13 protein-coding genes are annotated in these 15,493 nt (G+C 61.1%); 7 read left to right on the plus strand and 6 right to left on the minus strand.

The window, feature by feature from the left end; translation table 11 throughout:
- Positions 1-115: 115 nt before the first annotated feature.
- Positions 116-1,849 carry a methyl-accepting chemotaxis protein gene (locus tag H4V96_RS20650; protein WP_196856591.1) on the minus strand — a complete coding sequence of 578 codons (1,734 nt, stop codon included), beginning with the start codon at positions 1,847-1,849 and terminating at the stop codon, positions 116-118.
- Between the two features lie 608 nt (positions 1,850-2,457).
- On the opposite strand from H4V96_RS20650, the gene H4V96_RS20655 reads away from it, so the two are divergent.
- The 3 genes from H4V96_RS20655 (at position 2,458) to H4V96_RS20665 (ending at position 7,288) form a co-directional block, all read left to right on the plus strand.
- Positions 2,458-3,057: a MarC family protein gene (locus H4V96_RS20655; protein ID WP_029496732.1), complete on the plus strand. Its 600-nt coding sequence runs from the start codon at positions 2,458-2,460 to the stop codon at positions 3,055-3,057.
- A 43-nt stretch (positions 3,058-3,100) separates the two neighbouring features.
- Complete coding sequence (locus H4V96_RS20660; protein WP_196856590.1) at positions 3,101-3,646, plus strand: DinB family protein; 546 nt, start codon at positions 3,101-3,103, stop codon at positions 3,644-3,646.
- A 303-nt stretch (positions 3,647-3,949) separates the two neighbouring features.
- Positions 3,950-7,288: an AAA domain-containing protein gene (locus H4V96_RS20665; protein ID WP_280721136.1), complete on the plus strand. Its 3,339-nt coding sequence runs from the start codon at positions 3,950-3,952 to the stop codon at positions 7,286-7,288.
- 156 nt (positions 7,289-7,444) lie between these two features.
- On the opposite strand, the gene H4V96_RS20670 is transcribed toward H4V96_RS20665, so the two are convergent.
- Both H4V96_RS20670 and H4V96_RS20675 read right to left on the minus strand, forming a co-directional pair.
- Complete coding sequence (locus tag H4V96_RS20670; protein WP_196856588.1) at positions 7,445-8,845, minus strand: heavy metal sensor histidine kinase; 1,401 nt, start codon at positions 8,843-8,845, stop codon at positions 7,445-7,447.
- Positions 8,842-9,561: a heavy metal response regulator transcription factor gene (locus H4V96_RS20675; protein WP_010402024.1), complete on the minus strand. Its 720-nt coding sequence runs from the start codon at positions 9,559-9,561 to the stop codon at positions 8,842-8,844. Before H4V96_RS20675 ends, H4V96_RS20670 begins: the two co-directional genes overlap by 4 nt.
- A 138-nt stretch (positions 9,562-9,699) precedes the next feature.
- On the opposite strand from H4V96_RS20675, the gene H4V96_RS20680 reads away from it, so the two are divergent.
- The gene (locus tag H4V96_RS20680) at positions 9,700-10,194 is read left to right on the plus strand and encodes a heme-binding protein (protein WP_196856586.1); all 495 of its coding nucleotides are present in this window, start codon (positions 9,700-9,702) and stop codon (positions 10,192-10,194) included.
- Positions 10,195-10,205: 11 nt separating this feature from the next.
- Positions 10,206-10,616: a hydroxyisourate hydrolase gene (uraH, locus tag H4V96_RS20685; protein ID WP_010402026.1), complete on the plus strand. Its 411-nt coding sequence runs from the start codon at positions 10,206-10,208 to the stop codon at positions 10,614-10,616.
- Positions 10,617-10,630: 14 nt separating this feature from the next.
- On the opposite strand, the gene H4V96_RS20690 is transcribed toward uraH, so the two are convergent.
- Positions 10,631-11,329 (minus strand): glutathione binding-like protein, encoded by a 699-nt coding sequence (locus H4V96_RS20690; protein WP_196856585.1) that lies wholly within the window; start codon positions 11,327-11,329, stop codon positions 10,631-10,633.
- A gap of 196 nt (positions 11,330-11,525) precedes the next feature.
- Between H4V96_RS20690 and H4V96_RS20695 the strand changes: the two genes are divergently transcribed.
- Positions 11,526-11,951 (plus strand): hypothetical protein, encoded by a 426-nt coding sequence (locus H4V96_RS20695; protein ID WP_010402030.1) that lies wholly within the window; start codon positions 11,526-11,528, stop codon positions 11,949-11,951.
- A gap of 1 nt (position 11,952) precedes the next feature.
- On the opposite strand, the gene H4V96_RS20700 is transcribed toward H4V96_RS20695, so the two are convergent.
- Positions 11,953-13,593 (minus strand): methyl-accepting chemotaxis protein, encoded by a 1,641-nt coding sequence (locus H4V96_RS20700; RefSeq protein ID WP_010402032.1) that lies wholly within the window; start codon positions 13,591-13,593, stop codon positions 11,953-11,955.
- A gap of 299 nt (positions 13,594-13,892) precedes the next feature.
- On the opposite strand from H4V96_RS20700, the gene H4V96_RS20705 reads away from it, so the two are divergent.
- Positions 13,893-14,258: a hypothetical protein gene (locus H4V96_RS20705; RefSeq protein ID WP_010402034.1), complete on the plus strand. Its 366-nt coding sequence runs from the start codon at positions 13,893-13,895 to the stop codon at positions 14,256-14,258.
- Positions 14,259-14,432: 174 nt separating this feature from the next.
- On the opposite strand, the gene nudC is transcribed toward H4V96_RS20705, so the two are convergent.
- The gene (gene nudC / locus H4V96_RS20710; RefSeq protein ID WP_070346057.1) at positions 14,433-15,275 is read right to left on the minus strand and encodes an NAD(+) diphosphatase; all 843 of its coding nucleotides are present in this window, start codon (positions 15,273-15,275) and stop codon (positions 14,433-14,435) included.
- Positions 15,276-15,493: the final 218 nt, after the last annotated feature.

Genomic DNA, 15,493 nt, shown 5'->3' on the forward strand with positions numbered 1-15,493 from the left:
CAGCGAACTCGGCGCCGCCGTTGTGCCGTGAGGCGCAACGGCGCTAGCACGAAGCTGCCGAAACAGTGAGTATCACCGGCCGAAAATGCGGCCGGCAACAGCTTGATACAGGTGCTTAAAACTCTTCCCACTCACCGCTGTTATCTGCGGCAGGCTTGGCCGGACGCGGTTTTGCAGCTGCCGCAGGTGCCGCCGCCGCAGATACTGCCGCGGTGCGGGCCGGCGCCATGCGCAAGGCCGGGCGTTTCAAGCCTGTGCTGGCGGCGGCCGCGACAGGCTTGGCGAGGGCCGGGCCGCTCTGGGCGGCATCGAGTTTAAAGATGCTGACCATCTCGGCCAGCGCCGCTGCCTGCTCTTGCATCGATTGCGAGGCGGCCGCTGCTTCTTCCACCAAGGCCGCATTTTGTTGCGTCACGGTATCCATTTCCGCCACAGCTTGATTAATCTGGCCAATGCCCAGTTCCTGTTCGCGGCCGGCGGCACTGATTTCACCCATGATGTCGGTCACGCGGCGGATGCTGGACACGATTTCGTCCATCGTCGTGCCCGTCTGGCTCACCAGCGTGCTGCCAGCACTCACGTTGTGCACCGACGCTTCGATCAGTATTTTGATATCTTTGGCAGCGCTGGCCGAGCGGTGTGCCAGGTTGCGCACTTCCGTGGCGACGACGGCAAAGCCACGGCCCTGCTCGCCCGCGCGTGCCGCTTCCACGGCTGCGTTCAGGGCCAGGATGTTAGTCTGGAAGGCGATGCCATCGATGACGCCGATAATGTCGGCAATCTTTTTCGACGATTCGCTGATGGTGCCCATGGTCTCGACCACTTGCGCCACCAGCGCGCCGCCCTTGACGGCCACATCCGATGCGGACACGGCCAGCTGGTTCGCCTGGCGCGCATTGTCGGAATTTTGCTTGACGGTCGAGGTCAGCTCTTCGAGCGACGATGCCGTTTCTTCCAGACTGGACGCTTGCTGCTCCGTGCGGCCGGACAGGTCCAGGTTACCCGAGGCAATTTCATTGCTGGCCGTGGCGATGGTGCTGCTGCCGTCACGCACGCCGCGTACGGTGCTCGACAAGCGTTCCTGCATTTGCTGCAAGCCCGTCAGCAAGGCGCCCATTTCATCGTGGCGCGTGATGACGATGTCATTGGCCAGGTTGCCGTCCGCGATGGCACCAAAATGGCGCAGGACTTGCTCCAGCGGGCCAAAGATGGCGCGCAGCAGCAAAATGCTGGAAATAATGGTCAGCAAGGTACCCACTACCATGCCGGTGATGGCCATGCTCACTTGCGTTTGGAAGCTGGCCTGGCTTTGCGCATACTTTGCGGCGGCCAAGCTAGCCTGGTGCTGCGTCAATGCATCGGAAGCCTGGTCCAGAGTCGTATAGAGGGGCGACAAGCCCTTCATCATCAAGCTATCGGCTTGCGCGATATTGCCTTCACGCAAAGCCTTGCTCAGGAGCAGCAAACCGTTATTCAGGAAATCGTTGCGATTCTTGTCCATGTCGTCGGACAGGCGCTTTTCTTCCGCGCCTTGCGGCAGGCCCAGGTACACCTTCCAGGCCTTGTTCGACACTTCCAGCAATTGATCTGCACGCGCCAGGGTATCCTTGGCATCGGGCGCATCCGGGTGCACCATCACGCGGTCCAAGGTAAAACGGGCGCGGCCCAGCGCGATTTGCGATTCGCCGATCGCTTGGGTCGACGCCAGCTGATTGCTGAAGACCTCATTGAGACTATTATTGGCCGATTTCAGGCTGATGATGCTCATCAAGCCCAGTACGGCGATCAGCAAGCCCAGCACACACATCGTGGCAATCAGGCGCATTTTTATTGTTATATTCGACAACATGCGATTTTCCTTGGTAAGGGTGCAACCATGCCTGCGCATGCCGTACGGATAGCAGCAGGCGCCAGATAGGCGGAGCAATTCTCAATGGTTCAAGACAAAATTCGGTCGATACGGCGTTACTGGCGGCAGGGGGAAGGCGGCCCGCTTGTTATCGTCAGGAGTGAAATACAGGGCAACAGGGTTAGGGTTTCCTGTACTTTTTATTTCCTTATTGAAAGATACATGGAAAGATTGGCAGTAGCAATACGCAGCCGGACTTTTCATGCTGTGTAGCAAGCGGATGATGTTTTTTGCGCAGAACTACGATTTTGCGGCCGTGAGCAGTCGCGCGGGAATGCCAAGTATGTTAAAAACAATTTTTTTGATGCGCTAAGCATCAACCGGCATCGACCGGACTCTGCCTGCAGCGCTTGTTGCAGAAACAGGCGGGCTCAATCAGCATGTCGGCACACGCCTACCGCGTTTTACTGGGCGGAAATCATCGCGGCGCAAAAAAAATGCTGCTATGCATCAATAATGATGGGAGATCGCCGCAGCTCTTGTTATCATCGCAAGCCCTATCGCACTGCGCCCGTCCTGGCAGCGGCGTTGACTTCACTCACACCACCATGACACAGAATTTCTTCCAGACTTTTATCCTGCTCTTGCTCGTCACCGATCCGTTCGGCAACGTTTCCCTGTTCGTCAATGCCCTGAAGGGGGTACCGGTCGAGCGGCGCTGGAAAGTCGTAGTGCGCGAGTGCATGATCGCCTTCGGCATCTTGCTGCTGTTCATGTTCTTCGGCCGCCATTTCCTGAACGCCTTGCAATTGTCTGAAGTGGCGCTGCGCATCGGCGGCGGCGTGATCCTGTTCTTGATCGCAATGCGTATGGTGTTTCCACAGCCCAACGCGGGCAATAGCGACCACGAGATGGGCGGCGAACCGTTCATCGTGCCGCTGGCCATCCCCGCACTAGCTGGCCCGTCGGCACTGGCTACCGTGTTGCTATTTTCCTCGCACGAAATGAACGATGTCATTGCCCACGTGGCCGGGCTAACGGCCGTGGCCATCGTCTGGCTGGCAGTCTTCCTGTGCGCCGAACGCTTGCAGCGCGCGCTCGGTCCTAGGGTCATGACGGCGTTCGAGCGCCTGATGGGCTTGATTCTGACGGCGATGGCCATTGAAATGTTGCTCGCCGGCATACGCGCATTTTTGAAATCCGTCTGACATCAATCTGACATCATAGCCGCCATACACTGGAGCAATCATCATGCAGCGCTGTGCCCACCTTGGCCTGATGGCCGCTTACAACCAGTGGATGAATGCCAAGGTCTACGCGGCGGCGGCTAGCCTGCCGCCCGGCGAGCTGCAGCGCGAGCGGGGCGCGTATTTCGGCTCCCTGCTCGCCACGCTGAACCACGTGATGGTGGGCGACACCCTGTGGCTGCAGCGCTATGCCAAGCATCCAGCCAGCTTTCCCCGGCTCGATCCCATCCGCGCCATCACGCCGCCCACGTCGCTGACGCAGCCGCTGTTCGCGGCCGAGGATTTCTCCGCCATGCACGCACACCGCTTGTGGCTGGACCAACTCATCGTCGACTGGAGCGCTTCCATCAGGGAAGAAGACCTCGACCATTTGCTCGACTACCGCAACAGCAAGGGGCAGAACCGGCGCGAGTTCTTCAGCCTGCTCATGCATTTCTTCAACCACCAGACGCACCACCGGGGCCAAGCCAGCACGCTGCTGTCGCAGGCCGGCGTGGACATCGGCGAAACGGACCTACTGTTCATCATCCCGAACCATCCCGGGCACTGAGGAAAGGCACTCGCGCCACGCTTTCAGGGCGCCCCCACCAGCGCCAGCCATCACACGTCCCACGACTCAGTGCGCAGTGGCGCGGCGCAGCAATACTGCTGCCGAGAGCCGATGGGAAACGTGCCAAGTCATGGCAAGCCCCCGCAGACGTGCAGGCCCGGCAGGAAGTTACCGGCTGACTTTTTTTTTCGTCTGCAAACAGCACTTTTTTTGCGGCAAAGCCCGCGCAATAGGCGAAAGTGCAAAACGTGCAGCGCGCAGACGCTTTACAATCCCCGCTCGCTTTACAAACTATTGGTCATCATGAATCAGGCAGAACAGCAACGCCTCCTGGCTATCCTGGAGTATTGGCACAAGATCGAATTCTTTATCCCGTTTGACCTGAATCAAATCACGGACGTTGAAGACCAGTCCACCGTGCGTCTCCTGCACCGCGAACAGCTGGCGCAACTGCCGCTGCAGTTCGCCACGCAATGGCAAGTCCCGTCCGACCGTGAAATTGAAGGCTTTCAACTCTTTTTGGGCGTCTTCGACAAGGCGGAAATCTTGCAGGCATGCCCGCCGGCCAACGGCCCGGAAAAGCTGGCCGAAACAGAAAAAACGGAACTGCTGGGACGCTCCTGCTTTGCCCGCTTATCCCTGAATGCACTCGGTGAGCCGCAGTTCGACCCCGTGTCCGTATCGACCTTGCCGTGGGCGCTGGGCCGCGCGCGTACACCGGACTGGTCGGGCCTGAGCCTGGACGCCTTCAGCGATAGCCAGCTGGTACTGCAGGACAGCTTGCGCAATTTCGCCGCCAGCCGCACGCCGCAGCAAGTGACGGACGAAGCGGGCAATAGCTCATCTCCGCTGTCCGGCATGGAAATCGCGGCCCTGGCCGACCTGCTGCGCGACTGGGCCGGTTTCCACCCGTCGGCCGGACAACCGCTGGCCGTGCTCGAATTACGCACGCGCAAAAAACGCGCCGCCGTGGCGAACGCCGCGACGCTTGAGTCGAGCCAGAGCCGCAGCCTGGACTTTGGCGACGCGGTGGAAACATCGATCGATATCCTCAACAGCTTTTACCTCGATGACCTGGAACAGATCATCCGCGCCTTGCGCGGCGGCAAGCTTCCAGCCACCGTGGCCGCCTATCTGACGCCGCTGGCGCACGACGAACGCATCGACCTGTACAGCCCGGCCGGACGCCAGGCACTGGCCGCCATGCTCAATCCGGCCAATATGAACCGGGGACACTGGCTGGAAGACGCCAGCTATGCCATGAGCTTGATGCAGCAGTTCGCCATCCACGGCGCGCGCACAGGCTTGCAAGAACGCGGCATCTTTTCCGTCAACGGGCCACCGGGCACGGGCAAGACAACGTTATTGCGCGAATTGTTCGCCGACAACATCGTGCGCCGAGCGGCCGTGCTGTCCTGCCTGGACCGCGCTGGCGACGCCTTCATCGGCAAGGTGGCCGTGGCCTTCGAAGGCGTGCGCGATCCGATTACCATCGCGCGTTTGCGCCCGGAACTGACGGGCTTTGAAATGGTCGTCGCCTCGTCGAATAATGCGGCAGTGGAAAACATTTCCGGCGACCTGCCGAAACCGAAACAGCTGGGCAAGGAATGGGCGCGCACGCGCTATTTTGAAAGCGTCGCGCGCCGCGTCATGGCCGACGGCAATGGCGCCAACCGCGCCTTGAGCGAGACGGAAGCGCCGTGGGGCTTGATGTCTTGTGCGCTGGGCAATAGCGCAAACCGCCGCCGCTTCGTCAGCAATTTTTATGACGACGACTGGGACAAGAGTACGGCGCGCAAGACGTCGAACGCACAGAATATCCGCCAATGGCTGGCCAGCTACCAGGGCGTCAGCTTCGCCCAGGCGGCGCGCGAGTTTCGCGAAACGCAACACGTGGTGGAAAAGACGCTGGCCGAACAAGCCCAATATGCGGCCCTGTGGCAAGCCGTGGGCACCTGCACGGAAGCTGACTTCATCCAGGCCAGCCAGCAAGCGCTGATTGCTGCCGAACAAGAGATGGATGCTGCGAATGGCGCCCTGGCCACCGCGCTGGCGCAGCAGGACACCTTGCTCGCCAGCAAGAAGGAATTGCTGGAAGAAGAACGCCTGGTAGCGCTGACACAGCCCGGTTTCTTTGCCCGTCTGTTGCGCACCACAGCAGCGCGCGCTTACAAGGACGCCGTCATCGCCAACGCCGAAGCGCAGCGCCAGGCCGCGCGCGACGTGTCCGCTATCAAGCTGCTGCTGAAGGGCGAACTGGAGCCGCGCTGCGAGCGCGCACGCCACAGCCTGCACATCGCCCTGCGCACGGCACAATCGCGCCAGCGCGAATGGGATGACAGCACGGAATTGCTGCGCCGCGCGCGCATGCGCTTTCCCACCATCATCGCGCCGGCGAGCCTGGACGAGCTGGACGGAGACGCGCTGCAAATTGACGGCCTGTGGCATGAACCGGCGCTGGCGCGCCTGCGCTCGCGCCTGTTCGCCAAGGCCCTGGCCCTGCACGAAGCGTGGCTGGCTGAAGTGGCGAAAAAGGGCGGCCCCGGCTTTGGCGGCAACTTGCTGGCCGTGTCGAAATTGCTCAAAAACAAACGTGCCTACGACCCGTCGCATATCGCCATGGTCTGGCACAGCCTGTTCATGGTAGTGCCTGTCGTATCGACCACGTTCGCTTCGTTCGCGCGTCAATTCCAGGGCATGGGCGCCGAATCGCTGGGCTGGCTATTCATCGATGAAGCGGGCCAAGCCGTGCCGCAAGCGGCGCTCGGTAGTCTGTGGCGCGCCAAACGCGCCGTTGTCGTGGGCGACCCACTGCAGATTGAACCCGTGTTTACGGTGCCGGCCGGCCTCGTGCAAAGCCTGTCGGCCCTGTCGCCGCATACACGCGATGGCAGTTACGCGCCGACTGCCGTTTCCGTGCAGACGCTGGCCGACAAAGCCAACGCTTATGGCGCGCATGTCGGCGCCGGCAGCGCCCAGCCCTTGTGGATAGGCAGCCCCCTGCGCGTGCATCGCCGCTGCGTCGAGCCGATGTTTTCGCTGGCCAACAGCATCGCGTATGAAGACAAGATGGTCTACGGTTTGAGCCAACGCACACCGCCGGCCAGCGCGCGCGGCCTGACGCGAGGCCCCAGCCGCTGGATCGACGCCGTCGGCCCCGTCAGCTACAAGCAGGTAGTGCCAGTGCAACTCGATTTCGTGCTGGAAGTGTTATTGAAACTCTACCGCCGCGACGGCAAGCTGCCCGAGATGTATGTGATTACGCCATTCAAGGCGGTGCGCAACGAATTACGTTCGCGCATCATGGACCTGGACTGGGACCGCCGCCTCGGCTATGGCAAGGCGCCGACGGCGCACGAATTGCGCCAGTGGAGCAGCCAGATGGTGGGCACCGTGCACACCTTCCAGGGCAAGGAGCAAAGCGTGGTGATGCTGGTCCTCGGCGCCGACGACAGTACGGCCGGTGCCGCGCAATGGGCGGCCAGTACGCCGAACCTGCTCAACGTGGCCCTGACACGCGCCCAGCATCATGTGTACATCGTCGGCAACCCTTTGCTGTGGGGCCAGTTGCCGCACTTTGCGCCGGCGTGTGCGCAATTGCCGCATACGGGCATGCATGAGTTTTTGGTGGAAATGGGATAACGGCCCCGAGACCATGCGGAACCACGTAATCCGACAATATTATTGGCGGCTCTTGTCGGATTACGCGTGGCTTCGCCTCGCTAATCCGACCTACCCTGCGCTGGAATGCGGCGTAGGTCGGATTAGCGTAGCGTAATCCGACACCACCCCAGTCAATTACGCCGGGAAAACGAGGGTAAATGTCGTGGCGGCCGCGTCGGATGCGACCGTCGCGCTGCCGCCATGCAACTGCATGATGGCCGTGACGATGGCCAGCCCCAGACCGGTGGAGGCGGCCGAATCGCTGCGGGCCGGATCGGCGCGGTAAAACCGCTCGAACAGATGCGGCAAGTGGCGCGCGGGGATGGCCGCTCCCAGGTTGCTCACGCTCAATTCCACGCCCTCGTGTGTCGTATGCGAACGCAGCAAGACCGTGCTGCCCGGCGCCGCGTGGCGTATCGCATTCGACAGCAAATTGCCCAATGCGCGGCGCAGCAGTTGCGGCTCGGCCGTCACTCTGCCGCTGCCGTGGCAAGCCAGCGCCAGCCCGCGCTCTTCGGCCAGGCCCTCAAAGAAATCGGCCAGCCTTAAAAACTCGTCCTGCACGGGCAAATCCTGCTTGACGAGTATCATTTCATCTTGCTGCGCGCGCGCCAGAAACAGCATGCTGTCGATCATGCGCGACAGCCGTTCCAGCTCTTCCACATTCGACGACACCAGTTGTTCATACTCAAGCGCGCTGCGAGGACGCGCCAGCATCACCTGGCTTTGCCCCAGCAAATTGGTAACGGGCGTGCGAAATTCATGCGCCAGGTCGGCGGAAAACTGCGACAGCCGCGCGTAACCTTCCTGCAAGCGCGCCAGCATGGCATTGAGCGCCTGGATCAACGGCAACAGTTCTGTCGGCGCGCCGCGCGCCTCCAGTTGCTGCTCCAGCTTGCCGGGCCTTACCAGGGCCGCATGGGCAGCGATATTACGCAGCGGGCGCAATCCCCGCAGCAACATGACGCTGGCCAGTATCGCCGCCACCAGCGCGCTGACGGCGACGGAGACGACGATCTGCCAGCGGTAGGCGGCAAACATGGACGTGCGGTCGCCGTACACGCGGGCAACGCTAATGTCGGCCATTTGCGCCGGATCGCCGATGCGCGCGCTGGCCGCCACGACCCTGGCCGGATAGCCGTCGCGGCTGGTCCAGCTGGCGATGTCGTTGGCCGTGACGGCTGCATCGACAGGCACGGGAACAAGACGCACCACGTTCTCGCCATGCGGATTGACATCGATCAAACGCGTGCCATCGGCACGCACGATGCGCACCAGCGAATTCTCTTGCCCGCTCATGGTGTCGCGGAAATACTGCGGCCGTTCGCGGATGATATCGAGGGTGCCCGCATTGCCCAGCAACTGCTGGATTTGCCGCAGTTTTCCCAGCAATAAAATGTCGTCGCGGCGCTCGATTTCCGCCACGAATGAACGGTACAGATGCATGCCCAGGCCGGCCGATACGAGCGCCACGATCAGCACGAAGACAAGCGTGACGCGCAGGGTCAGCGAGCGACGCAGTTGCGCCAGCGTCATGCGGCGCTACCAGCGTCAGGCGCCACGGGCACGGACGGCGCGCGCAATTCGCAGACATAGCCCATGCCGCGCAAGGTGTGGATCAGCTTGGGTTCGAACGGATCGTCGAGCTTGCTGCGCAGGCGGCGGATGGCGGCATCGATGACGTTGGTGTCGCTCTCGAAATTGATATCCCACACTTGCGAGGCGATGATGGAACGCGACAACACCTCGCCCTGGCGCCGCGCCAGCAAATGCAGCAAACCAAATTCCTTGGCCGTCAAGGTGATGCGCTGTCCTTGCCGGCTGACCTTGCGTTTCATGACGTCGATTTCCATGTCGCCGATGCGCATGACCTCGTCTTCACGCGGTGGTCCGCGCCGCAGCAGAGTGCGGATGCGCGCCACCAGTTCGGCAAAGGCGAATGGTTTGACCAGGTAATCGTCGGCGCCCAGTTCCAATCCTTTGACGCGGTCCTGCACTTCATCGCGCGCCGTGAGAAAAATCACGGGTACATCCGCGCCACCCTCCTGCAGCCGCAACGCGCGCAAGACTTGCCAGCCATCCATGATGGGCAGCATGACGTCGAGCACGATCAAATCGGGCGCTTCTGTGCCTGCCATGTGCAGGCCATCGCGCCCATTGCGCGCCAGGCTGACCGTAAAGCCGGACTCGGCCAGGCCGCGCAGCAAATAGTCGCCCGTCTTTGGTTCGTCTTCTATGACCAGGATGCGCATGGCGGCTTTCGAGTGAGAATATCGCGCTATTTTACGCCGCGCGCCACGCGCTGCAGATGATAAAAATGTCATCTGGCGATCATCTTCTCGTAGGGTAACACTGGCCATACTGATGTCACTTTATCCCAAGGATGCCAGATGAAAACACTTTTACTCGGCAGTACCCTGCTCTGCCTGCTGGCCAGTCCCGCACACGCGCAATTGCGCAGCATCAATGACGTGTCGCTGGCATCGGCAAGCAAGCTTGCCGATGCGGCCATGGCCGCGTGCCAGGCGCAAGGGCGGCACATCGTCGTCACCGTAGTGGACCGTGGCGGCAACATCGTTGTCGTGCAACGCGCCGATGGCGTCGGGCCACACAACACAGAGGCGAGCCGGCGCAAGGCGTACACGGCCTTGTCCACCAAAAGCGACACCTACACGCTGGCCGTTGCCGCGCGCGGCAACCCGGACATGCACAATTTGAGCAGCATGCCAGAGTTGCTGCTGCTGGGCGGCGGCCTGCCCTTGATGGCCCAGGGGCAAGTGGTGGGCGCCATCGGCGTCGCCGGCGGCGGTGGCGCCCTGCCCGACCGTGCCTGCGCCCGAGCTGCCTTGGCCGCCGTCCCTGAACTCGATCTCCCCACACCCTGAAAGAAACGACGATGACTTATCTGAAAAAAATCACTGCCGCCCTGGCTTTCGCCAGCCTGTCTGGCATGGCCATGGCCGCCGCCAATCCCTTGAGCGTGCACATCCTCGACCTGCAGAGCGGCCAGCCAACGCAGGGCGTCACGGTGACCCTGGAGCAAAAGCAGGGCGACGGCTGGAAACCACTGTCGAGCGGCGTGACGAATACGCAAGGGCGCATCGCCGCCATGTATCCGGAAAACAGCGCCATGCAGGCGGGCGACTACCGCATCGTCTTCAAGACGGGCGAGCACTATGCGCGCCTGAAACAGGAAACATTCTTTCCGGAAATCCCCGTGCAATTCCACGTGGAGAAGACGGACCAGCACTACCACATACCGCTGCTGCTCAGCCCTTTCGGCTTTTCCACGTATCGGGGTAACTGAGGAGCAACTGAAACTTAGCCTAGCGTTTTCGCCGTCTGGCCGAACAGCACGCTTTTCGCATCGTCGCTGACGGTGGGCTGCACATTGATTTCGGCCGCCCGCGCATACGCGCGCACGGTCGCAGGACGGGCGGCAATGGCGGCGAACCAGCGCGCCAAGTGCGGGAAGTCTTCCAGCTTCTGGCGCTGGCGCGCATGCGGCACGATCCATGGGTAAATCGCCATGTCGGCGATCGAATACGTGTCACCGGCAACGAAGACGCGATCGGCCAGGCGCTTGTTCAGCACGCCATACAAGCGGTTCGTTTCGTTCACATAACGCGTGATGGCATAGTCGATGGGTTCGGGCGCATATTGCACGAAATGGTGGTTTTGTCCGGCCATGGGCCCCAGTCCGCCCATTTGCCAGAACAGCCATTGCATCACCTCGGCGCGTGCGCGTGCGCCCGCCGGCAAGAATTGCCCGCTTTTCTCGGCCAAGTATTGCAAGATGGCGCCCGATTCGAACAGCGACAGGGGTGCGCCGCCATCTTCCGGCGCGTGGTCGACGATGGCGGGGATGCGGTTGTTGGGTGCGATGGCAAGAAATTCAGGCTTGAATTGATCGCCCTTGCCAATGTGTACGGGAATGATGTTGCAGGCGATGCCCGTTTCTTCCAGGAACATCGTGACTTTGTGCCCGTTGGGCGTGGTCCAATAGTAAAGGTCGATCATCGTGCTCTCTTAGTGTGGGTAGAATGCTAAGCTTGTCGGCGGGGCGCGCTTGGAGATTATCGCACCGCAGCTGGTGTGCATGGCTATAATGCCACGTCAGCAAAAAACAAGATGGCGCCCGAGGCAGGGTAAGCACCCACTGCCGCCATCACGCAGCCAGCCCAACATTCCAGAGCACATACCAAGAAAGCCGACCATGCGCAAACTCCTGATCGTCATGCTATCCATCCTGCTGTCAGGCTGTGTCCAGGATTTCGCCATCTATATGTTCGACGGCCAGGAGCATTCCCTGACTATACGCCGTCAGCAACGTTATTTTTGGCAAGATAGCGTAGAAGTACAGCTGATGGCCACCAATTTGCCGCAATGCCAGCGCCTGCATATTCTGTCGAGCGAGGCAGCGGCCGACATCAAGGTCGAGCTGTTTGCGGCTGGCGATGGCCTGTGGAATATCCGCATGGGCGAGCAATTGTGGCAGGCGCAAACGACTACCTGCAATGATCTGACGGAAATGGAAAACGACCCGCAAGCCGACCTGGGCCAGCCGGTCGGGCAATTCGTCGTCGTCGATGACAAGCTGGAGTTCGAAGCGGCGCCGCCAGCTGCGGCGCCGGCTCAGTAAATTAGCGCGCTGCCAGGCTGCGCAGCGGCTTTTTCGCCACGGCGCGTGGCGCGCCAGCGGCAGCCAGGCGCGACGCCGTCGCCGGCTCCTGCGCCGACAGCTTGAAGCGCGCGACCAGTTGCGCCAGAACGGCCGCCTGGTCTTGCATGCTGGACGCCGCGGCCGCCGCCTCTTCCACCAGTGCCGCATTTTGCTGCGTCACACTATCCATTTCCGTGATCGCCTGGTTGACGTGGCCGATGCCCGTGCTTTGCTCGTGCGAGGCGGCCGTGATGTCGGCCATGATGTCGGTCACGCGCGAGACGCTGGCCACTACCTGATCCATCGTCGTGCCCGCCTGGGCGACCAGGGTGCTGCCGGCTGCGATACTGTCGACGGAAGCGCCGATGAGTTCCTTGATTTCCTTCGCTGCGCCAGCGGACCTCTGGGCCAGATTACGCACTTCCGACGCCACCACCGCAAAGCCGCGCCCCTGCTCGCCCGCGCGGGCCGCTTCCACGGCTGCGTTCAAGGCCAGGATATTGGTCTGAAAGGCGATGCCGTCGATGACGCCGATGATATCGACGATCTTGCGCGACGAGGCATTGATGGTGTCCATGGTGCCGATCACTTGCGACACCACGGCACCGCCCTGGCGGGCCACGGCCGAAGCGGACTGCGCCAGCGCATTCGCCTGCTCGGCATTGCCCGCATTTTGTGTCACGGTCGAGGTCAATTCCTCCATCGAAGCGGCCGTTTCTTCCAGCGCACTGGCTTGCATTTCCGTGCGCGCCGACAAGTCCATATTGCCGCTGGCAATCTCGCTCGATGCCGTGGCTATCGTATCGGCGCTGTGGCGGATTTCACTGATCGCATCGACCAGATTGGCTTGCATGGTTTTCATCGCATACAGCACGCTGTGGCGGTCGTTGGCATGCGTGCGCACATTGCCGCTCAAGTCGTTGTTGGCGATCTTTTCCGCCACCTCGGCCGCATATTCAGGGTCGCCGCCCATGGCATGGCGCAGGCTGCGGTTGATCGCCACGACGATGGCAGCGAGCAGCGCGCATACCAGCAGCAGCACGCCCAGCGAGGTCAACAGCGACTGGCGAAAGGCTGCGTCGATATCGTCCATGTAGACGCCCACCACCAGGGTCCAGGCCCACGGTTTGTAAGCGACCACGCGGCTCATCTTCGGTTCCGGATTTTTCTGGCCCGGACGGGGGAAGTAATAGTGAACGAAACCCTTGCCGGCATCGCTCTTGCCGACGGCAACGATGTCGCGATACAGATAGGTGCCGTTGGCATCCTTGAAGTCCGCCATATTCTTGCCGTTAGTTTGCGGCGCGGCGGGATTCATGACGACAATGGCGTCGAGGTTGATGATGGACAAATAACCGGTCTCGCCAAAACGCATGCTCTTGATGACGGCACTGGCCTGCTTTTGCGCCTCGTCCTTCGTCAAGGCGCCGCTGGCGGCGAGGTCGCCGAACATCTTGACGGCGCCCAGGCCCAAGTCGGCGGCATTGCTCAGGTCGGCGCTGCGCTCTTCGATGCGAATCTTGCGAATTTCCAGCGCGTTATAGACAAAAATTACGCTGATGCATATCAGGCTGCAAATCAGGGGAATCCATAACTTCTGCCGAAACGTCAATTTCTTCATGTGCTGTCTCCAACTGTATGTGCGGCAAAGGGGCTTGTTGCTTACTCGGCTCTGCGGCCAGGTATGCGGCGGCGACGGTGCTCTTGCGGCACCGTTCAGACGACCCAGCATACGCTCGAACTAATATTTTTGACAATGCCGGGAAGCAATGTTTTTCCCTTATTGTTGTTAATATGTTGCAATAATTAATATTGCGCTGCAATAAAAACGTATGCAGATAGGCTGCCGCAAAACAGCCGAGGGTAGCGCGCCTGTGTCAAAATGCGCACCGGATACACGATGAATCACGAAAGAACAGCATGACCAAGAATGAAGCCATGAAACGCATCAACGACCGCCTGGGCAAGCCGACCCTGACGGACAAGAACACGCATTTTGCCAGCGTCGCCAGCTATGGCACGGACGAAGGCTGGTGGCTGAAGATTCCCTTCCTGACCTTCAAGCAGGAATTGCACTTCATCCTCAACAATGAAAAGACGAAAAGCTTCCAGCACCTGAAAATCGGCGCCAACCAGATCCTCAGCCCGGGCATGCGGTTTCGCAGCACGGGCGGCGCAGCCGACGCCTTCATGTCGGCCGCAGCGCCAAAACGCCTGGTCGATTTGCTCGACGGCGGCAGCAAGTACAACTTCACCAAGCACTTTGTCAACGATTATCGCTACTGATGCATAGCCTCGCTGCCTGAGGGTAGTCACGGCGATGTGCGGCAAGATCGCGGCGGCCCCAGACGGGGGGAAAGCGGTGACAGCGCATTGCAGGCGGACGCCGTCAGGGCGGCGTCGAGTATAAGAAAAGGCGAGAAAATGCGGCAGGCGCTGCCCCGGCAGCCCCTTGCATGACTACGCTGCCGGCGGGCGGTGCGCGCGCACTAGCAGCGCAGAAATCGACACGCTGGAACTCGCTTCCGGCCAGGCATCGCCGGGGCCGAACCAGCGCGCCTCGGCGATCTCATTGTCGTCCAGGCGAATCTCGCCATCGAGGTAATCGGCCGTAAACGCGATCATCAGCGAATGCGGGAACGGCCAGGACTGGCTCATGAAGTATTGCAAGTTATGCACGCGCAAGCCCACCTCTTCCATCACTTCGCGGTGCACGGCTTCCTCGATCGATTCGCCCGCTTCCAAAAAACCGGCAAGTGGGCTGAAACGCTGCGATGGCGAGTGCTTGTGCATGGCCAGCAACACTTGCTCGCCCTTGCGTATGAGCACCATCATGGCCGGCGAAATGCGCGGGTACGCCAGCATGCCGCAGGCGGCGCACGTGAAGCAGCGTTCACCGCGCGTGCGCTGCATGGGCGTGGCGCAGACACCGCAATGGCGGTGCGTGCGCGCCCACTCGGCCAGTTGCGCGGCGCGACTGGCCAGGCCCAGCAAGGCATCATCGACGGCATTGAAAAGCGCGCGCATGCCGTGCCAGGCCAGGGGGCTATCGGCGGGCAGCGACTCCTCATCGGTCCAGACGGTCTGGCAATAGCGGCCCTGCCACAGACCCACGGGCTGCGCGCGGTCGACGCCGACGGCGATACCCAGTACAGCCACCTCGGCGGCAGTGGGCAAGCGCAATTGCGGCGTATGCAACAGCAAGCGCCCGCGGTGAAAGACAAACGTGAGTATCTCGGTGGCGGCCGGAGCCGGTTCGGGCGCATCGATCAGCGCGACAAAGGCATCGGGAGTATGCAGCATGCTGGGATGAGGTTGGTCAAGGTTGCTTATGATACTCCCAAGATACTCCCAGGATACTCCCGCGCCAGGAGGCTTGCGCATATAGCAGCGGCCGGCCAGCAACGCAAGCACTCATACGCCATGCGGGTATTTTTTTTGGCGGCATCGCCAATCCGTTGCGTAAACGATACTGATAACGATTCTCATTTACGAAACGACTCCCATTTATTACAATATGT

This window comes from Janthinobacterium sp. CG_23.4, assembly GCF_029892305.1.
In the GTDB taxonomy this organism is placed as follows: Bacteria; Pseudomonadota; Gammaproteobacteria; order Burkholderiales; family Burkholderiaceae_D; genus Janthinobacterium; species Janthinobacterium lividum_D.